General features: G+C 63.1%; 17 protein-coding genes. 6 read left to right on the top strand and 11 right to left on the bottom strand.

Going from position 1 to position 18,003, the window contains the following annotated elements; translation table 11 throughout:
* Positions 1–155: 155 nt before the first annotated feature.
* The 4 genes from RCO31_RS00195 to RCO31_RS00180 form a co-directional block, all read right to left on the bottom strand.
* Positions 156–1,115: a tripartite tricarboxylate transporter substrate binding protein gene (locus RCO31_RS00195; protein WP_308966151.1), complete on the bottom strand. Its 960-nt coding sequence runs from the start codon at positions 1,113–1,115 to the stop codon at positions 156–158.
* Between the two features lie 142 nt (positions 1,116–1,257).
* Entirely contained in the window at positions 1,258–2,391 is a 1,134-nt protein-coding gene (gene ald, locus RCO31_RS00190) for an alanine dehydrogenase (protein WP_308966150.1), read from the bottom strand.
* Positions 2,392–2,696: 305 nt separating this feature from the next.
* Complete coding sequence (locus RCO31_RS00185) at positions 2,697–4,247, bottom strand: undecaprenyl-phosphate glucose phosphotransferase (protein ID WP_308966149.1); 1,551 nt, start codon at positions 4,245–4,247, stop codon at positions 2,697–2,699.
* A 110-nt stretch (positions 4,248–4,357) separates the two neighbouring features.
* Complete coding sequence (locus RCO31_RS00180) at positions 4,358–5,491, bottom strand: glycosyltransferase family 4 protein (RefSeq protein ID WP_308966148.1); 1,134 nt, start codon at positions 5,489–5,491, stop codon at positions 4,358–4,360.
* Between the two features lie 269 nt (positions 5,492–5,760).
* Here RCO31_RS00180 and RCO31_RS00175 point away from each other — a divergent pair, with 269 nt between their 5' ends.
* Positions 5,761–7,929, top strand: coding sequence for a GumC family protein (locus RCO31_RS00175; RefSeq protein ID WP_374991397.1), 2,169 nt, complete (start codon positions 5,761–5,763; stop codon positions 7,927–7,929).
* A gap of 54 nt (positions 7,930–7,983) precedes the next feature.
* Here the strand turns inward: RCO31_RS00175 and RCO31_RS00170 are convergent, their stop codons facing one another.
* The gene (locus tag RCO31_RS00170) at positions 7,984–9,180 is read right to left on the bottom strand and encodes a GNAT family N-acetyltransferase (RefSeq protein WP_308966146.1); all 1,197 of its coding nucleotides are present in this window, start codon (positions 9,178–9,180) and stop codon (positions 7,984–7,986) included.
* A 138-nt stretch (positions 9,181–9,318) separates the two neighbouring features.
* Here RCO31_RS00170 and RCO31_RS00165 point away from each other — a divergent pair, with 138 nt between their 5' ends.
* Positions 9,319–10,374, top strand: coding sequence for a polysaccharide deacetylase family protein (locus RCO31_RS00165; RefSeq protein WP_308966145.1), 1,056 nt, complete (start codon positions 9,319–9,321; stop codon positions 10,372–10,374).
* A 30-nt stretch (positions 10,375–10,404) separates the two neighbouring features.
* Here the strand turns inward: RCO31_RS00165 and RCO31_RS00160 are convergent, their stop codons facing one another.
* Positions 10,405–10,611 (bottom strand): DUF2842 domain-containing protein, encoded by a 207-nt coding sequence (locus RCO31_RS00160; RefSeq protein ID WP_308966144.1) that lies wholly within the window; start codon positions 10,609–10,611, stop codon positions 10,405–10,407.
* A gap of 103 nt (positions 10,612–10,714) precedes the next feature.
* On the opposite strand from RCO31_RS00160, the gene RCO31_RS00155 reads away from it, so the two are divergent.
* Positions 10,715–11,830 carry a COX15/CtaA family protein gene (locus RCO31_RS00155; protein WP_308966143.1) on the top strand — a complete coding sequence of 372 codons (1,116 nt, stop codon included), beginning with the start codon at positions 10,715–10,717 and terminating at the stop codon, positions 11,828–11,830.
* On the top strand, positions 11,827–12,582 hold the full coding sequence (locus RCO31_RS00150) for an enoyl-CoA hydratase/isomerase family protein (protein WP_308966142.1): 756 nt from the start codon (positions 11,827–11,829) through the stop codon (positions 12,580–12,582). The genes RCO31_RS00155 and RCO31_RS00150 overlap by 4 nt, the downstream gene beginning before the upstream one ends.
* A 7-nt stretch (positions 12,583–12,589) precedes the next feature.
* On the opposite strand, the gene RCO31_RS00145 is transcribed toward RCO31_RS00150, so the two are convergent.
* From RCO31_RS00145 to RCO31_RS00125, 5 genes are all read right to left on the bottom strand, one after another.
* Entirely contained in the window at positions 12,590–13,870 is a 1,281-nt protein-coding gene (locus tag RCO31_RS00145) for an O-acetylhomoserine aminocarboxypropyltransferase (protein ID WP_308966141.1), read from the bottom strand.
* 172 nt (positions 13,871–14,042) lie between these two features.
* The gene (locus tag RCO31_RS00140; protein WP_308966140.1) at positions 14,043–14,282 is read right to left on the bottom strand and encodes a hypothetical protein; all 240 of its coding nucleotides are present in this window, start codon (positions 14,280–14,282) and stop codon (positions 14,043–14,045) included.
* A gap of 24 nt (positions 14,283–14,306) precedes the next feature.
* Positions 14,307–14,882 carry a CoA-binding protein gene (locus tag RCO31_RS00135; protein ID WP_308966139.1) on the bottom strand — a complete coding sequence of 192 codons (576 nt, stop codon included), beginning with the start codon at positions 14,880–14,882 and terminating at the stop codon, positions 14,307–14,309.
* 8 nt (positions 14,883–14,890) lie between these two features.
* Entirely contained in the window at positions 14,891–15,715 is an 825-nt protein-coding gene (locus RCO31_RS00130) for an enoyl-CoA hydratase (protein ID WP_308966138.1), read from the bottom strand.
* 79 nt (positions 15,716–15,794) lie between these two features.
* Positions 15,795–16,430, bottom strand: coding sequence for a helix-turn-helix domain-containing protein (locus RCO31_RS00125; RefSeq protein ID WP_308966137.1), 636 nt, complete (start codon positions 16,428–16,430; stop codon positions 15,795–15,797).
* A 90-nt stretch (positions 16,431–16,520) separates the two neighbouring features.
* Here RCO31_RS00125 and RCO31_RS00120 point away from each other — a divergent pair, with 90 nt between their 5' ends.
* Positions 16,521–17,336: a crotonase/enoyl-CoA hydratase family protein gene (locus RCO31_RS00120; RefSeq protein WP_308966136.1), complete on the top strand. Its 816-nt coding sequence runs from the start codon at positions 16,521–16,523 to the stop codon at positions 17,334–17,336.
* Between the two features lie 203 nt (positions 17,337–17,539).
* On the top strand, positions 17,540–17,968 hold the full coding sequence (locus RCO31_RS00115; RefSeq protein WP_308966135.1) for a PaaI family thioesterase: 429 nt from the start codon (positions 17,540–17,542) through the stop codon (positions 17,966–17,968).
* The last annotated feature ends 35 nt before the right edge of the window (positions 17,969–18,003 follow it).

The following is an 18,003-nucleotide window of genomic DNA, read 5'->3' as shown; positions in this document are numbered from 1 at the left end:
TGAATCAGTGGTGTCGAATTAATGAGAAATCTTGCGGGTTGCCTAAACCGTGACGCCAGTGTGCCGCGCGTTCTATGCAGAAAGTCCGGCGCGGTAGTTCGGTGCGGCCGGCACGCGCACGTCGCCGGCCGCAATGTCTTAAGCGCCTTGGTATGCTATTCGGCCTGAATGCCCGCAACGCGGGTGTATTCGACCCAGCGCTCGCGCTCGGCCCGCACCTCTTCGGTGGCCTGTGCAATCGTCATCTGATCGTACGATAGCCCGAACTCATCCATGCGATGCTGGACTTCCGGAATGCTCAGCGCGTGATTGATGAGGGCGTTGAGTTTTTCTGCGACGTCGCGCGGTGTACCGTTCGGCACGGCCATTCCGAGGAAGCCGGTCAGCGAAAATCCCGGAAAGGTCTCGGCCACGGTCGGCACATCCGGCGCCTGCTTCGACCGCGTCGGCCGCGTGATCGCGATCGGGCGAAGCTGGCTGTTCTGAATATACTGCGCCGATGCGGTAGTATCGATGAACAGGCAATGGATCTGACCGCTCATCAGATCGGCGACTGCGTTGGCGATGGCGCGGTAGGGAATTGCCTGCAACTCGATTTTGGCAAGGCGGCTTAGGTATTCCGGCGGCGTGCGTGAGGACGCGTTGAAATAGCCGAAGGTCAGCTTGCCGGGTTCTTTCTTCGCGGCGTCGATGAACGCCTGCAGGTTCTTCCAGGGCGCATCGGGCCGCACGAGCAGGTAGGTGCCGCTGGAGCGGAAGAAGCCGACCACCTCGAAGTCCTTGGCGGGATCGTAAGGCAGGTTCTTGACCAGGCTTGTGTTTGCCGCGTGCGTCGACGTGGTGATCAACAGCACCGTGTAGCCGTCGGCCGGCGAGGTCTTTGCGCCCATGGTGCCGACGATGCCGTTGGCGCCGGCACGATTATCGACGACAACCGCCTGTCCGGTCTTCTCCTCGATTTGCCTGCCGATCAGTCGCGCGGAGATGTCGCCGGAGCCGCCAGGGCCGAACGGCACGATGATCTTGATGGGTCGGGTGGGGTACGCGTCGGCGAAAGCGACTTGCGGGGTCAGCATCGCGCCGGACAGCGCAATGAACAGTTCTCGGCGATTCATGCGCCTGTTTCTCCTTGTTGTTGCGCACGCAATCTATTGAGCGCGAAACGCGCTGTCACCCCTGCGTAGGCGTCGCCGATATGACTGTCCAAACGGAAGGTGCTCTACTCTGTCTAACGTCGCGGCGTTGGCCCGATTGACCTCAGTTCACCGCCGGCGGCATGTTCAGCGCCGTCTCGGCCGACACCCACTCCAGGCCATGCGCTTCGGCGACCGGCTTGCAGGTCACGTGGCCGGCATAGACATTGAGCCCGGCGCGCAGGTGACTGTCCGCTGCCACTGCAGCGCGCAGGCCCTTGTCGGCGAGCGCGAGGACGAATGGCAGCGTCGCATTGTTCAGCGCGAACGTGGATGTGCGTGCAACCGCACCTGGCATGTTCGTGACGCAATAGTGCACGATGCCGTCGACCACGTAGGTCGGATCGGAGTGCGTGGTCGGCCGCGAGGTCTCGCAGCAGCCGCCCTGGTCGATCGCGATATCCACGATCACCGCGCCCGGCTTCATCGTCGCCACCATCGCGCGGGTCACGAGCTTCGGTGCAGCGGCGCCTGGCACCAGCACCGCGCCGATCAGCAGGTCCGCGCGTTTAACGATCTCGGCGACTGCAGAGCGGGTGGAGAAGATCGTGCGCACGCCGGTACCGAACTGCAAGGCAAGGCGCCGCAGTGCTTCCGGATTGCGATCGACGACGGTGACATTCGCGCCCATGCCGAGCGCGATGATCGCGGCTTGGGTGCCCGACACGCCACCGCCAAGGATGATGACTTCACCGGCGGGCACGCCTGGTACGCCGCCGAGCAGCACACCGCGGCCGCCGGCGCCCTTTTCCAGGCAATGCGCACCGGCTTGAGGCGCAAGCCGTCCTGCGACCTCCGACATTGGCGTCAGCAGCGGCAAGCCACCGTACGGTGAGGTTACAGTCTCGTAGGCAATGCAGGTCGCATGCGAGGCAATGAGGTCTTTGGTTTGCGCGAGATCTGGCGCGAGATGAAGATAGGTGAAGAGGATCTGTCCGGGCCGCAACATCTTGCGCTCGGGCGCGAGCGGTTCCTTCACCTTCACGATCATTTCGGCGCGCTCGAAGATTTCGCTCGCAGTACCGGCGATCGTTGCACCAGCGGCAACATACTCCTCATCAGCAAGACCGGAGCCGAGGCCAGCGGATGTCTGTACCAGCACGGCGTGGCCATTGTGGATCAGTTCTGCGACGGAGGAAGGCGTGAGCCCGACGCGATATTCGTTGTTCTTGATCTCCTTTGGAACGCCGATCAGCATGGGGGCTTCCTTTCATTCTGTAACAAGAACGTAAGGCGCATTGGCTTCGGCTCAAGCGAACAAAATCAAACCTTGCGGAAATGTTAGATCACAGTTCAACGACGGCACGGCGACCTGTTATTTGCGAACGATTGCTGTCTGAAAGACGGCGCCGCTTGTTCGGCCACTCCCCGTTCGGAGAATGGCATCGTTTCGCTAGCCAAAATGGGCGAAGCAATTCCGTCGGCCGTCGTGGCAAATGCTGCGCCGGTAGCGCGTTGACGGCAAGGGCAATCACGGCAGCATTCATTGCGAACGTGCCGGCTCTAATACGCGTTCTCGGCCTTCAGAAGCGCAAACGGTGTCTTCAGAAGAATGTAGGCATCGAACAGCACCGACCAGTTTTCGATGTAGTAGAGGTCGAACTCGACACGCCGCTGGATCTTCTCGGTGCTGTCGACCTCGCCGCGCCAGCCGTTGATCTGCGCCCAGCCGGTGATGCCGGGCTTGACGCGGTGACGGGCGAAGTAACCGTCAACCGCCTCCTCGAGAAGCTTGTTCTCGAGCTTCTGCTGGATCGCATGCGGGCGCGGGCCGACAAGAGACAGGTTGCCCTTGAACACGACGTTGAACAGCTGCGGCAGCTCATCGATCGAGGTCTTGCGGATGAAGCGGCCGATGCGGGTGACGCGGGGATCGTTCTTGGTCACAACCTTCGAAGCGGTCGGGTCCGCCATGTTGTGATACAATGAGCGGAACTTGAACACGTCGATCCGCTCGTTGTTGAAGCCGAAGCGCTTCTGCTTGAAGAAGACAGGTCCGCTGCTGTCGAGCTTGATGGCGAGCGCGACCAATGCCAGCAGCGGCGACAACGCCAGTAGGGCGATGCCGCCGACGATCCGGTCGAACAGCGCCTTCATCACCAGGTCCCAGTCGTTGATCGGCTGCTCGAAGACATCCAGCGTCGGCACCTTGCCGAGGTAGGAGTAGGAGCGGGGACGGAAGCGCAGCTTGTTGGTATGTGCGGACAAGCGGATATCGACCGGCAGCACCCAGAGTTTCTTCAACATCTCCAGGATACGAGCCTCGGCCGAGATCGGCAGCGCGAACAGGACGAGATCGACGCGGGTCCGGCGCGCGAACTCGACGACGTCATCGACCTTGCCAAGCTTCGGGCTGCCTGCGCAGGTGTCCATCGCGCGATCGTCGTTGCGGTCGTCGAACACACCGAGAATGCGAATGTCGGAGTCCTCCACCTCGGCGTTCAGCGCTTCAATCAGCTTCTCGCCGTTGTCGTCGGCGCCGACAATCACGGTGCGGCGGTCAAGACGGCCTTCGCGCGCCCAGCGGCGCACCAGGGCGCGCAGGATCAGGCGGCTGCCGATCAGCAGCCCGAGGCCGATGAAGAAAAACCCGGAGAGCCAGAGTCGCGACACGGCGCTGCCGAACTTGGCGAAGAACGAAACACCGATGAACAGGAGGAACACCACCGCCCAGGACGAGATCATTCGCCTCATCTGGCGCAGCTGGCCACGGAAGGCTTGCACGTCGTAGATGTCGGCGGCTTGGAAGCAGGCGACGGCGGTCAGCGCGATGGCGACGATCGCGGCGATGTAGGACCAGCCGAAGCCGTCTATCGGAACAACATAACTCAAATAAAGCGCGATGCCGGTCAGGCTGATCAGCAGAAAGTCGGCGAGGCGCACCAGGCCGGTGATGACGATCGGCGAATAGGCGGCGCCGACCTTCTCGTTGACGACGGCGAGCGCCATCGGCGTGAGGCGTCGTCGGCGCTCGAGGCGCGGGCCGGATGACGAATGAGTGGACGCCGCGCTCGCCGCGGAATCAAGCATGGTGCGAGTATCGATAGTTTCCATGACGGCGTGTCCGACCTCGGTCCGGCCGGCCGAAACCAGCTGTGGCCGGATGTGCCCTGTAGGGCGTTAGCGGACAATTCGGAAGATTTGGTTAGCAGGGTAAAGAAAGATTAATGGTCGGCGAACGCCTCGCGGTAGCTTGCCAGCACACCATCGACCATGGCTCGTTGCGAAAAGTGCGAAAAGACGCGTTCCCGCAGCAGCTTCGCGCGATCGTGCGCCTTATCAGGGTTGTCGAGCGAGGAAGCGATGGCCGCGGCCAGCGCATCCGGATCACCCGGCCTGACAAGGCCGTCAGTGAACGGGCCAAAGATTTCCGGAATGCCGCCGACATTCGACGCGATCATCGGCACGCCGGCTGCGGCCGCTTCGATCACGACATAGGGCATGGAGTCGCCGCGCGATGGCACGACCAGCAGCCGCCCCTTGCTGAAGCCAAACCGCGCCGGCACATGGCCGATAAAGCGCGCGGCGGCGTCGAGATTGAGCTTCGCGCAGAGCGCGCGCAGGCTCGCGGTTTCTTCGCCATCGCCGCCGAGCGTCAGTGTCACGGGTCGTCCCGCGGCGCGCAGCCTCGCCACGGCCTCGATCAGGATGTCGGCGCCCTTGATGTGACGGAACTCGCCGACATAGGCGACATCGGTCGCGTCGTCTGCAACGACGAGCGGGTCGAATTCCTTCGCGGTCACGCCGTTGAAGACGCAGCGCACCAGGCCCTTTGGCGTGCCGACGAGGCGCTCATAGGTGTTGCGGGCGAATTGGCTCTCGAACAGGAACAGGTCGGTGCGGTTCATCAGCGCGAGTTCGAGGCCGGCGTAAATCCTGCCCTTGAGCGTATCTGTCCCGTAGTGCAGCGAGCCGCCATGCGGAGTGTACACCCTGATCAGGTTCTCCGCGCGGCCTTTGGTGCGGATGAAAGCGCCTGCCTTTGCGCCGTGGCCGTGCAGGACATGCGGCTTTGCGCGGCGGATCAGCGAGTTGAACTGCGAAACGAGCATCAGGTCGGCCGGATGCGGCTCGCGTCGAATGGCGATGCGGTGCACACCCAGCGCGAGGCGTGGCTCCATGTCCGCAAGCGCGGCTTTGGCGCGCTCGCCGCCAGTGAGGCTGTCCGCCAGAATACCGACCTGATGGCCACGCTCGATCTGTCCCTGAGCGAGGTCGAGGATGTGGCGAAAGATACCGCCGACGGGCGCGCGCACGGCGTGCAGGATCCGCAACGGATCGGGAGGTATCAATGCCATCCTCGAGACCACCTGTATCGCCGGCACCCCTGCGGCCGACGCGCAGGGCAAGATGCAATCGAAAAATTCATACGGGCTTAACGGCTTGCGTGGTTAACAAACGACGATGGCGTATTGCGGTTTTTGATTTCCAGCCCCGGCACCTTGCCGGAAATTAACGTGGCGGCAACCATAATCGTTTGTAATCCCTCCGAGTGCCCCGCACCCCAAAGGACTTCAAACCCGGCGGCATCAGATCAAGTCACCGTTGCGTCCTGTAGGAGCGTGCGATGCGTTGGAAGTTCTGGCGGGCCGAGGAAGCGAGAGAGCCTCCTGCTCCAGCTGCCGCTGCACTCCCCACGAAACAGGCGCCAGCATCCATAGCTGTGCCTGCAGGCGCGATGGGCGATCTCGACCTTCGGCAGGTCTGGAACGCGCTCATGCGCAAGAAGGCATGGATCATCGTGCCTACGGCGATCGTCGCTGCCTTGTCGTTCGCCGCCGTCAACACCATGACGCCGCGCTACAAATCGGAAGCGCGCATCCTCATCGATGGCGGCGAGAACGTGTTCCTGCGGCCGAATGCAGAGCGTGCCGAGGAGCGGGGCGAGCTCGATGCCGAAGCGATCACCAGCCAGGTGCAGATCATCCTGTCGCGCGACCTGGCGCTCCAGATCATCCGCAAGAATAAGCTCGGCGACCGTCCCGAGTTCGATTCTGTCAAGCAGGGCCGCGTGTCGCCGCTTCGCGCGATGCTGGCGCAGCTTGGCATTGTCCGGGATCCGCTCAAGCTCAGCCCCGAAGAACGGGTGCTGGAGGCCTATTACGACCGGTTGACCGCGTACGCCGTCGAGAAGTCGCGGGTGATCGCCATCGAATTCCAGTCGAGCGACCCTGAGCTCGCGGCGCGGGTCGCCAACTCCATCGCCGAGGGGTATCTGGCGATGCAACAGGCTGCGCGGCAGAATCAGGCGCGCTCGGCCGGACAATGGCTTGAGGGTGAAATCGAGGATCTGCGGAAGAAGGTTACCGACGCCGAAGCGCGGGTCGAGAACTTCCGCAGCAGGGCGAACCTGTTCGTCGGCAACAACAACACGACGCTGTCCAACCAGCAGATGGCCGAACTCAACACCCAGCTCAGCAACGCCAGGGCGCAAAAGGCGGACGCCGAATCGAAGGCGCGGCTGATCCGCGGCATGCTGCAGTCTGGCAGGCCCATCGAGGCATCGGAGGTGCTGAATTCCGAGATGGTGCGGCGCCTGAGTGAGCAGCGCGCCACCTTGCAGGGGCTGCTCGCGGAGCAGTCTGCCACGTTGCTCGGTAACCATCCGCGCATCAGGGAGCTGCGTGCGCAGATCTCCGAACTCGACCGGCAGCTTCGCGACGAAGCCGCCAGGGTTTCCCGCAGCCTCGAGAACGACGCACGGATCGCCGGCGCGCGCGCCGAGAGCATGAGCGCGAGCCTCGATCAGCTCAAGAAGCAGGCCACGTCCACCAACGCCCAGGATGTGCAACTGCGCGCGCTGGAGCGTGAGGCGAGGGCGCAGCGCGAGCTGTTGGAATCCTACCTCGCACGATTCCGTGAGGCCACCACCCGCGAAAATCTCGATACCACACCGTCGGGAGCGCGCATCATCTCGCATGCGATCGTCTCCAACGTTCCTGCCTTCCCGAAGAAATTGCCGATCGTGCTGATCGCAACGCTGGCGACGCTGATGTTGTCAGCGGGCTCCATCGTCACCGCAGAGCTGTTGAAGATGACGGCGCCTCGCTCTGATGCTGGCGCACGGCTCCCGGCCGCGGCCGCGGCCGCGACGGCGCCTCCGCCGGGGCGCGAGGAGCCTCCGGAGTTCTCAGCGCCGATCAGCGAACTGGAGCGGGTGGCGGCCGAGCTGCGCGCGCTCGGCGCCGGCGCGCGCAAGATCACGGTGATTGGCGTCGAGCCCTCGGCCGGGACGTCGCTCACGGCGCTGGCCCTGGCGCGCCTTCTGGTTCGCGACGCGAGCGTCGTGCTGGTCGACCTGTCGATGGTGTCCGCGACGATCAAGGCGGTCATGGCCGATCCGTCAGTTCCCGGACTGAGCGACCTTGTGCAAGGGACGGCGTCGTTCGGAGAACTGATCGGCAAGGATCGGATGTCACGTGTGCAGATCGTTGGAGCGGGCACCGGCCGCGTGGACACGGGAATGCTGCAGTCGCCGCGGCTGGCGATGACGGTCGACGCGCTGATGCGTGTCTACGACCATGTCATTCTCGATGCGGGGTCGCTCGACGACATTCCCGAACAGCTCGTAGCTCCCAACGCCCACGCCGTGCTGATCGCGACCGAGTTAGACACGCGGATGCGCGAGGTGGTCCGCAACGAACTTCTGGGCGCAGGCTTCCGCGGTGTGACCATGCTGGATGGACCGGTCGATCCGTCGATGCTCGGCCAGCCGGGTGGTCGGGCCGCGGCGTAACTCCGTTCGGACGAACGGCATCGTCTCGACGGCAAAACGCCAAATGCTGACGGCTCAACCGAACCGGTGGCGGATCGGATAGAACAGCTTCATCGCCCGGGGCGAGTGCTTGACGGCGCGCTTGATGCTGCTCTTCAGCGAGAGCAGAGGTGCGGCGATACGGCCTTTCGCGCTGAGGGCAACAAAGCTGTCGATCAGCGGCTGGCGCTCGTCCTTGCAATATTGCAGCTTGTATTCGTCGGTGCCGACGCCGAAGTCGAACGACGTGTAGCCGTCCCGCGTGTAATGATCGATCATATTGCGGATCAGCACCAGCCCTGGGCTGTTCCGCGCGGCTTCTGACATGGTGTAGGTGTTGAACATCGTCGAAAAGCGCTGGCCGTCGCCGACGCCGGCGAAGATTGCGATGACTTCCGCATCGCATTCAAGCCCGTGCAGTTCGATCGCCGGTTTGCCCTCTTCGAGGCCGTCGATGCAGGCCTGACGGATGAACTGCTCGGTGCTAGGCTCGGCAAAGACGTTGGGAATCTTCTGCGCGGCCATGTGCAACGGCTTGATGGCGAAGAAGGCGTCGAGCAGTCGCGTCGCGTCCGTCGCGTTGCGGGCGATGATGTAGCGGTAGCCGGGCAGGGCCTGCAGCTTGCGCTCCTTGCCGTTGAGTTTGCGGCGGAACGAGCCGCCCATATACGAGCCGGCCGGGGCCTTCGGATCGATGGTCAGGAGCGGACACTCGTTGACGGATGGTTGATGCGGCAACAACGCCAACGGGTTTTGCGTGCCGTTCCATTCCAGCGGCTGTTGGCTCAATGCGAGCACGTCCAGCGTGGGATCGGCTTCGCCGATCAGCGAAACGATCTTCCGGGCGTCTTCCAGCGTCGCCGACGTGGCGAAGTCACGGCGCCAGAGCGCCATGTTGAAGTTGGTGTGTTTACCGCCGGGCGCGCGGGCGATCCGGAACGGCCCCTGTGATCCGATGATCATCGGCAGCACCATCACAGGCCGCTTCTCGCTGTCGTAGGCGATGACCGGCGCCGGCGCTGCGCGAAGCCGCGCGCCAACGTTGCCTTGCCAGGCGCAGAGGAGATCGAAGTGTTGGTACGGCGTTGCGATTTCCCCCGGCGCCTCGAGCGCACGCCACACCTGCTCGACGGCAGAGAAGGAACTGAAGATCTGGATGCTTGCGACCGACGTCCTGGCCGATCTCGCAACGGTTCGCGTGGCGTCGTTTGCGATCACAGCGGCCATCGTCATCGTAACTGCTATACTTTTGAATTATTACGAAAATTCGCAACGCCCAGTGGACCGACGATGGCAAACAAGTGTCAATAAAGGGTAAGGAATGATCAGCGCTTTTGGGCTCTTCCCGAGCGGCTACTGGAACAAGGACACGTGTCGACTTTAAAACGCGCGCTGGCGCGACTCGGGCTTGAGCTCGGCTATTTCACGGGCATTGCAAGAATTCTCGCGCGACGCACCGGCGGGCTCGGGGTGGTTCTGCGTTTCGAGCGCGTCAGGCCGCGCGTGTCGGGCGGGTTCCAGCCGCTACGGGCGCACGAGGTCACGCCCGAATTTCTGGATCGCACGCTGCTCGCGCTGAAGCGTTGGAAGTTCGACGTCGTTTCGATCGACGACGTGATCGAACGGCTGCGGCATCCTGCGACCCATCGCCGCCGCTTCGTGTGCCTGACGTTCGACGGCGGCTACCGCGATTTCCTCGACCACGCTTATCCGGTGCTGGCGCGACATCAGGTCCCGTTCACGCTCTATGTCCCGGCAAGCTTTCCGGACGGCCTTGGCGAACTCTGGTGGCTCGCGCTCGAGCAGGTGATCGCGCAGCACGATCGCATCGGTCTCGTGATCGATGGTGTCGAGCGGCGTTTCGATTGCAGCAGGCGGCGTGAGAAGCGCGAGGTTTACGGCGTTCTGCATAACTGGCTGCGCTCGCTGCCGGCGGCCGAGCGTTCGATCGCCATCCGTGACCTGTGCGCGCGATACGGTGTCGATCTGAAGGCGGTCTCGCGGGACGCGGTCATGACGTGGCCCGAACTCAGTGCGTTGTCATCGGATCCACGCGTGACCATCGGCAGCGCGACGCTGAATTATCCGCTGCTCTCGCGTACGTTGAATGATGCAGCCGAACGCGAGCTTAAGTTGGGACGCGCCGTGGTGGAGGCGGCGATCGGTCGGAGCGCGCCGCACGTTGCCTATCCGTTCGGCGACAGTCGTGCGTTCGGCCGCCGTCACGTGCTGATCGCGACACAGCTTGATTTCGCCAGTGCGGTCACTGCCGAACCCGGGGTAATTGTTGCAAACGGGCAGACCGGCGTCATGTCGATGCCGCGCATGACCTGGGACGGGCGTCGACGCTCGCTGCGGACGATGCGTGTGATCCTGAGCGGAATTACGGTGGCGGGAAGAGGACAGCCGGCAGGGAACAGGGACTAGGTAAGCAGGCGGCGCTTTTTCCGCCCGTCGTCACTCCTGACCCTTCGACATCCACTTGATCAGCGGCATGGCAGGCAGCACCCAACCAAGTCCGGCGACGATGTAGAACGCGAACTGCCAGAGGCGGTTTTCCTTGAGAACGGGAGCCTGTGCAACCGCGACACCGGCGAGCGACCAGACGATCACCAGCAGGAGCAGCAGGACGGCGCCGATCAATTTTCGCTGGCGGATGGTCATGGGCTGAATTCGAGTAAGGTCGCGGGATTGCAACTTGCGCCGGTCGGCGCGCGCACTATAAGGGCGACGAGCGTTCGTTCAAGTCATCTTGCGTTCCAAGAAAATGCCGCAGGCCCCTGGAAATACTTCTCAATCCGGCGCAGCACACCTTACTGGCGTGCGCGCCTGGCTTGTCGTCGTCGCAGCGATGATCGTGCTGATGATCCTCGTTGGCGGCGCGACTCGCTTGACCGAGTCGGGCCTTTCGATCGTCGAGTGGAAGCCGGTGACCGGCACGATTCCGCCCTTGTCTGCAGAAGCTTGGACCGACGCGTTCGAGGCTTATAAGAGGATCCCGCAGTACCAGCAGGTCAACCGCGGGATGAGCCTTGACGAGTTCAAGACCATCTTCTGGTGGGAATGGAGCCACCGCTTTCTTGGCCGCGCGATCGGCGTCGTGTTTCTGCTGCCGTTTCTCGTTTTTCTGTGGCGCGGCGGTTTGCCGGACAGGCTGAAGCGGCGGTTGTGGCTGATCTTTGGGCTCGGCGCGCTGCAGGGCGCGGTCGGCTGGTGGATGGTTGCGTCCGGGCTGTCGGGGCGCACGGAAGTTTCGCAATATCGTCTCGCCGTGCACTTGATGCTGGCGCTGTCGATCTACGCGCTGATCGTCTGGACACTGATGCGCATGACACCGGAGCGCGAGGAGCGCGCGCCGGCTTCCGCAACCTTGCGATGGACGGTCAACGTGATGGCTGGCGTCGTGTTTCTTCAGCTCTACTTCGGCGCGCTGGTTGCCGGCTTGCGCGCGGGGCGCATCTTCAACACCTGGCCGGACATCGACGGCGTCTTCATCCCGTCCGCCGGGCGGCTTTTCTTCGAGCAGCCGTGGTGGCGCAATTTCTTCGACAACATGCTCACGGTGCAGTTCACGCACCGGATGCTCGCATACCTGCTGCTGGCGCAGACGCTGCTGCACCTTGGGCACGCGCTCTATGTTCGTGCGGACGCCGTCGTCGTCCGCGGTGCACTGCTGATCGTGCTCGCGACAGGTTTGCAGGCTGTGCTCGGCGTGCTGACGCTGCTGAACAGCGTGCCGATTGATCTTGCGCTCACCCATCAGGCCGGCGCGGTGCTCGTCTTGACGCTCGTGCTGCTGCAGGCGGAACGCGTCAACCGGCGCCGCTATTCCGACGCGGCTGCTGCAGCCCCACTGGCGATGGTTTCTGGAGGATCGCGATGATCGATCTCAGCCGCCAGGACGACATTGCCATCCTGCGGATGGCGCATGGGAAGGCCAACACCCTCGACGTTGAATTCTGTGACGCGCTCGCCGGCGCCTTCGGCGAGTTGCGCAACAGCGAAGCTCGCGCCGCGATCATCGTCGGGACCGGCAATATCTTTTCAGCGGGCGTCGATCTCTTGCGAGTCTCGGCGGACGGCGAAGCGTATGTGCGGCGGTTCCTGCCGGCGCTGCACCGGATGTTCGATGCCGCCTTCAACCTTCCAAAACCGCTGATCGCCGCCGTCAACGGCCACGCCATCGCCGGAGGGTGCGTGCTGGCCTGTTGCGCCGATGTCCGGATCGCAGCGCGCGGTCAGGGCCGCATCGGCGTGACCGAACTGCTCGTCGGCGTGCCGTTTCCGGCACTGGCCTTCGAGGTGATGCGCTTTGCGGCGAACCGACAATACCTGCCGGACATCATGTTGACCGGCGCGACCTGGCTGAGCGACGACGCCCGCCAGCGCGGGCTCGTCGATGAGGTCGTCGAACCCGCCGAGCTCATGAATCGTTCCCTCGCGGCCGCCAAGGGGCTGGCAAATCTGTCGCCGGCGGCTTTCGCCACGACCAAGGAGCAGCTTCGCCAGCCCGTGGCTGACCGGATGGCTCAGCATGCCGTGCGTGTCGACAAGCGCGTCGAAGAGATCTGGACCTCGCCGGATACGATCCGGCACATTCGCGATTACGTCGCCAAGACGTTCAAGAAGGGCTGAGGTCTCCTTAAGCTTTCAGCGCCTGATCGAGATCGGCGATGATGTCTTCCTTGTCCTCGATGCCGACCGATATGCGCACCACGTCCGGCGCTGCGCCGGCCGCCACCTTCTGCGCATCATCGAGCTGGCTGTGGGTGGTCGATGCGGGATGAATGATGAGTGAGCGTGTATCGCCGACATTGGCAAGATGCGAGAACAGCTGAACGCCTGAGACGAGTTTCTTGCCGGCCTCGAAGCCACCCTTCAGGCCGAAGGTGAACACTGCGCCCGCGCCCTTCGGACAATATTTGCGGGCAAGATTGTGATACTTGTCGCCTTGCAGACCGGCGTAGCTGACCCAGGCAACCGAGGGATGCTTGGACAGCCATTCGGCGACGGCCTTGGCATTGTCGCTGTGCTTCTGCACGCGAAGTGCCAGCGTCTCGATGCCGGTGAGGATCAGGAAGGCGTTGAACGGCGACAGCGCCGGGCCGAGGTCGCGCAGGCCGAGCACGCGGCAAGCGATCGCGAAGGCGAAATTGCCGAATGTCTCCTGCAGCCTGATGCCGTGATATTCCGGCCGCGGCTCGCTCAGCATCGGGTACTTGTTGTCGCGCGACCAGTCGAAGGTGCCCGCATCGACGATAATGCCGCCGATCGAATTGCCGTGGCCGCCGAGAAATTTCGTCAAGGAATGCACGACGATGTCCGCGCCGTGATCGATCGGCTTGCAGAGATAGGGTGAGGCCAGCGTGTTGTCGACGATCAGCGGCACCCCAGCCTTGCGCGCAACAGTGGCGACGGCTTCGATGTCGGTCACGGTGCCGCCGGGGTTGGCAATCGACTCGATGAAGATGGCCTTGGTTCTTGGCGAGACGGCGCGTTCGAAGCTGCCGATGTCGTCGCCGTCGGCCCAGACGACGTTCCAGCCGAAACTCTTGAACGCGTGGTTGAACTGGTTGATCGAGCCGCCGTAGAGCTTGCGCGCGGCGATGAACTCGTCGCCCGGCTGCAGCAGCGCCTGGAACACGACCACCTGTGCCGCATGGCCCGAGGCGACGGCGAGCGCGGCGGTACCGCCCTCAAGAGCCGCGACGCGCTCTTCCAGAACCGCGTTGGTCGGATTGCCGATGCGGCTATAGATGTTGCCGAATGCCTGCAGGCCGAACAGCGAGGCGGCGTGCTCGGCGTCGTTGAAGACGAAGGACGTCGTCTGATAGATCGGCGTCGCCCGCGCGCCCGTGGTCGGATCGGGCTGGGCCCCTGCGTGGATGGCGAGAGTGGAGAAGCCGGGAATGCGGTCGATCATGCTCGGTCCTTGAGAAGGTGCCTGGTGTTCTGTCTGAACCGATCATGCTCGGCGAGGTGTCTGCGTCAAGGCGGCGAACGCCGGATTATGCAGATCGCAATGACCTTCTGCGCGGGAGCGCAATGCAAGGACGATTTTTCCCGAATGTCAGCGCTTTGCGCTGTCTCGCGCGCTATTTCTTGTCGGGCGGGCCGGCCGGAGTGTCAGGACAACGCGGCGACAGCATGGGAACGTTCGCCCAGGGCCAGTTGACCCAGTGTCCCTTGGCATCGACGCAGGCGCTGCCTTCAGGCGCCGTTGCGACCGTTGCCTCGCCGGTTTGGTACCGGTCGAGCAGGGCATTCGAGACCAACGCAATGCCGAGTATCAGGACGCAAGTTGCTGCGGCGATTGCAAGGTCTTTGATCGGCATGTCAAAGGCCTCCGGCGGATACGTTTAGCTTTTTGGCGGCTCGCGCATCCCGCGATTTGCCGCATCCGTGCCGAACGATTCGCGATCGAGCGACAGCCGCTGCACGCCATTGGTCGGCATGGGAGCCCGCTTGGAGCTCAGCGTGCGCGAATTCACGCCCATCCAGGAAATCTCCGAAGACAGGCGCCCGTATTCGATCTTCGGGCAGCGATTCATCACCACCTTGATGCCGGCGGCCTCGATTTTTGCTGCGGCTGCGTCGTTGCGGACGCCGAGCTGCATCCAGATCACGCGGGGCAGGGGCGCGAGCGACAGCGCCTCGTCGACCACCGGCATGACATGCTCCGAGGCCCGAAAGATATCGACCATGTCGATGGGCCGGCCGATTTCGCGCAGTGAGGCTGCGAACGTCTTGCCAAGCATCTGCTTGCCGGCCTGTCCCGGGTTGACCGGGATCACGTCGTAGCCGCGCTCGAGCATGTACTTGAACACGAAATAGCTCGGCCGTACCGTGTTCGGGGAGGCGCCGACGATGGCGATGCTGCGCACGCTGCGCAGGATCGTGCGGATGTAGCCGTCTTCGTATGCGTCGTGGTTCATCGCGTCCGCTACTTGTCTTCCCAGCGCGGCTTGCGCTTCTCGATTGCCGCCGCAATGCCTTCGGCCGCGTCACGCGCCATCATGTTTTCCGTCATCACTTCGCTGGCAAAGCGGTATGCGTCGGCAAGGCTCATCTCGGCCTGTCTGTAGAATGCGGTCTTGCCGATCTTGACCGTATGCATCGACTTGCTCGCAATCAGCTCGGCGAGCGCGATTGCTTTCGCCCGCTCGGTGCCCTCGGCAACGACGCGATTGACCAGGCCGATCTCGCGTGCCCGTTCGGCAGGGATCGGTTCGCCGGTCAACAGGATCTCCATCGCCTGCTTGCGCGGTACATTGCGCGTCAACGCCACCATTGGCGTCGAACAAAACAGACCGATGTCGACGCCGGGCGTGGCGAACCTTGCCGTGTCGGAGGCCACCGCAAGATCGCAGGTCGCCACGAGCTGACACCCGGCGGCGGTCGCCATGCCATTCACCGCAGCGATGACCGGTTTGGGACAGTGCACGATCGCCTGCATCATCGCGCTGCACGAACCCATGATGTGGGCGAAATAGCCGCGGCCGCCGTCGGCATCGCCGCGCCGCGCTGTCAGCTCCTTCAGATCATGCCCGGCGCAGAACGCCGGACCGTTCGCTGCGATGACGATCCCGCGAACGGCATCCTCACGGCTGACTGCGTCGATCGCCGCATGCAGCGCCGCAATCATCTCCTCCGACAGCGCGTTGCGCGCCGCCGGGCGATTGAGCGTCAGGATTTCGACGGCGTCGCGCGCCTCGCGCAGCAACGGCGCAGCCAGGGCGTTGGAGGTACTTTGCTGTTGAACGTTCATCTCACTGACCGTCTCTGGTTGCCCCAGTGTATGCGATTGTGGTCGCCCATGCGAACCGCAAAACATCGCCTCGGCACCGTCATGCTGGTTTCTTCGCAGTCAATGTTGCGATCGCATGCTCGACGAAGCGTTCCATCAAATTCTGCGCCGACGCCCCAAACAGGCGAATGCGGCCGGTGTGCGCCAGCAACAATAGCCCGGCCGCATGGGCGAAGACATCTGCCATCAGGAGCCTTGCCTGTTCCCGCGTCGCCCCCAGCACCTGCGCAGCTTCGGCGATCGGAGACAACGCCGCAATCAGCGCCGCGTTCAGCACATCATCGCGCTTCTTGCCGAGGCCGTGCGGTTTCATTCCGCCGCGAAAAAGATAGAAGCCGAGGTCGAGATCTCTCGGATTCTCCGCATAGAAGCGAAAAAACGCCATCGCCGCGGCGCGAAGCCGGTCGGCTGGCTGCTTCGTCCGCAGGATGGCCCGGCTGACGGTCTGGCCAAGACTTGCAAGCGAGGTGAGCAGCAGCTCCGCATAGATGGCTTCCTTGGAGTCGAAGTGAAAGTAGAGCGCGGCTGGCGTATAGCCGGCAGCGGCTGCGATCGAGCGCAGGGATGCGCCGTCCAGGCCTTCGGCCTCGAAGACCTTCCGTGCCGCATCCACGATCAGTTCGCGTTTCAGCTCGCTGACGGCTCTCCGCCGGCCGGCCTTTCGTTCGTTCGACATCGGGATCGGATATCACACGCTTGACGCAGGACCTAACACCGTTAGAATTCTAACGATGTTAGAATTAACGATCGTTATAAGGAGATCCCCATGACAGTCAGGATCGAACGGGATGGAACGGTCTGGACGATCATTCACGATCGGCCTGAAGCGCGAAACGCCATGGATCCGAAGAGCGCCGACGAGTTGACCGCCGCTTTTCTCGAATTTGATGCCGACAAAGATGCCGCCGTTGCGGTGTTCTATGGCGCAGGCGGCGCATTCTGTTCGGGGTGGGATCTCAAATACGTCAGTTCGCTCGACGCCGCTTATCCGCTCGGCGAGCTCGACATCTCCACGGCGCGTCCGCGCGGCAATGGCGGAGAGATTCCTCGCGGGCCTTTGGGACCGTCCCGACTTGAACTGGACAAGCCTGTCATCGGCGCCATTGAAGGACCTGCAGTTGCGGGCGGCATGGAGCTTGGCTTGTGGTGCGATTTCAGGGTGATGGCGGCGGAGTCTTATTTCGGCGTCTATTGTCGCCGATGGGGCGTGCCATTGATTGACGGCGGTACCGTGCGGTTGCCGCGTATCGTCGGACAGGGCCGCGCATTGGAGATCATTCTCACGGGACGCAAGGTCCCGGCCGAGGAGTGTCTTGCGATCGGCTTGTGCGAGTACGTGACACCGAAGGGCGGCGCACGTGCCAAGGCTGAAGAGCTGGCGCATGAGATCGCACGCTTTCCGCAAGTGTGTGTCCGTGCTGACCGACGTTCGGCCATCAAGAGTCACGGTCTGACTGTTCGCGAGGCGCTTATTCAGGAATGGTACAACGGCCGCGAGGCGCTGATCGCTGACGGCGTTGCCGGTGCCAGCCGCTTCAGGGACGGACTCGGGCGGCACGGCGATTTCGCGAAGATCCGCTGACGGCGGCGGGCTGGTGTCCTGTAGTGCGGTTTTTGTTTCTGACGTTCCGATGATTGAGATCGCAACAAGGCTGATCGGAACGTCAGAAGCACCGCACTAGGCCTTGCGTCGCCGTTCAGCACGTTGCGCCAAGCGATCCGGTCTGATTTCCATGGCCCCGCCGAGCATCAGTCGGCGGTCGGGCAGGGGTCAGGAAGGTCGATATGGCGCTAATGACGGTGAAGGAGCTTGAGACGTTCCTGCACAGCGAGATGCCGCAGATGTTTCGCGACACGTCGATCGCCATCGAGCGGGCCGACGGCAGGACGTGTCGGCTCCGCGAAACTTACGATGAGAGCATGTTGCGGCCGGGCGGCACCGTCTCCGGGCCGACACTGATGGCACTCGCGGATTTCGCCATGTATGTCGTGCTGCTGTCGGCGATCGGGCCGGTCGGCCTGGCCGTCACCACCAATCTCAACATCAATTTCCTCAGCAAGGCTCCCGCTGGTCACGATTTGATCGCAGAAGCCCGCCTCATGAAGCTCGGCAAGCGGCTGGCGGTAGGCGAGGTCACGCTGTACTCGGCGGCGGGGTCCGAACCGGTAGCGCATGTCACGTCCACCTATTCCATTCCACCAAAACGAGATTAGCTAAGGTATTATTACACCATAATTGCAAGTCGCTG

Origin of the sequence: Bradyrhizobium sp. LHD-71 (genome assembly GCF_031157255.1) — a bacterium.
In the GTDB taxonomy this organism is placed as follows: domain Bacteria; phylum Pseudomonadota; class Alphaproteobacteria; order Rhizobiales; family Xanthobacteraceae; genus P52-10.
Note: the sequence above shows the minus strand (reverse complement) of the source record. Positions and strands in the feature narration are given on the sequence as shown.

Coding starts and splice junctions, on each gene's coding strand:
- RCO31_RS00195 (WP_308966151.1), bottom strand. CDS start 1,115: ATGAATCGCCGAGAACTGTTCATTGCGCTGTCCGGCGCGATGCTGACC.
- ald (WP_308966150.1), bottom strand. CDS start 2,391: ATGCTGATCGGCGTTCCAAAGGAGATCAAGAACAACGAATATCGCGTC.
- RCO31_RS00185 (WP_308966149.1), bottom strand. CDS start 4,247: ATGGAAACTATCGATACTCGCACCATGCTTGATTCCGCGGCGAGCGCG.
- RCO31_RS00180 (WP_308966148.1), bottom strand. CDS start 5,491: ATGGCATTGATACCTCCCGATCCGTTGCGGATCCTGCACGCCGTGCGC.
- RCO31_RS00175 (WP_374991397.1), top strand. CDS start 5,761: ATGCGTTGGAAGTTCTGGCGGGCCGAGGAAGCGAGAGAGCCTCCTGCT.
- RCO31_RS00170 (WP_308966146.1), bottom strand. CDS start 9,180: ATGACGATGGCCGCTGTGATCGCAAACGACGCCACGCGAACCGTTGCG.
- RCO31_RS00160 (WP_308966144.1), bottom strand. CDS start 10,611: ATGACCATCCGCCAGCGAAAATTGATCGGCGCCGTCCTGCTGCTCCTG.
- RCO31_RS00155 (WP_308966143.1), top strand. CDS start 10,715: ATGCCGCAGGCCCCTGGAAATACTTCTCAATCCGGCGCAGCACACCTT.
- RCO31_RS00150 (WP_308966142.1), top strand. CDS start 11,827: ATGATCGATCTCAGCCGCCAGGACGACATTGCCATCCTGCGGATGGCG.
- RCO31_RS00145 (WP_308966141.1), bottom strand. CDS start 13,870: ATGATCGACCGCATTCCCGGCTTCTCCACTCTCGCCATCCACGCAGGG.
- RCO31_RS00140 (WP_308966140.1), bottom strand. CDS start 14,282: ATGCCGATCAAAGACCTTGCAATCGCCGCAGCAACTTGCGTCCTGATA.
- RCO31_RS00135 (WP_308966139.1), bottom strand. CDS start 14,882: ATGAACCACGACGCATACGAAGACGGCTACATCCGCACGATCCTGCGC.
- RCO31_RS00130 (WP_308966138.1), bottom strand. CDS start 15,715: ATGAACGTTCAACAGCAAAGTACCTCCAACGCCCTGGCTGCGCCGTTG.
- RCO31_RS00125 (WP_308966137.1), bottom strand. CDS start 16,430: ATGTCGAACGAACGAAAGGCCGGCCGGCGGAGAGCCGTCAGCGAGCTG.
- RCO31_RS00120 (WP_308966136.1), top strand. CDS start 16,521: ATGACAGTCAGGATCGAACGGGATGGAACGGTCTGGACGATCATTCAC.
- RCO31_RS00115 (WP_308966135.1), top strand. CDS start 17,540: ATGGCGCTAATGACGGTGAAGGAGCTTGAGACGTTCCTGCACAGCGAG.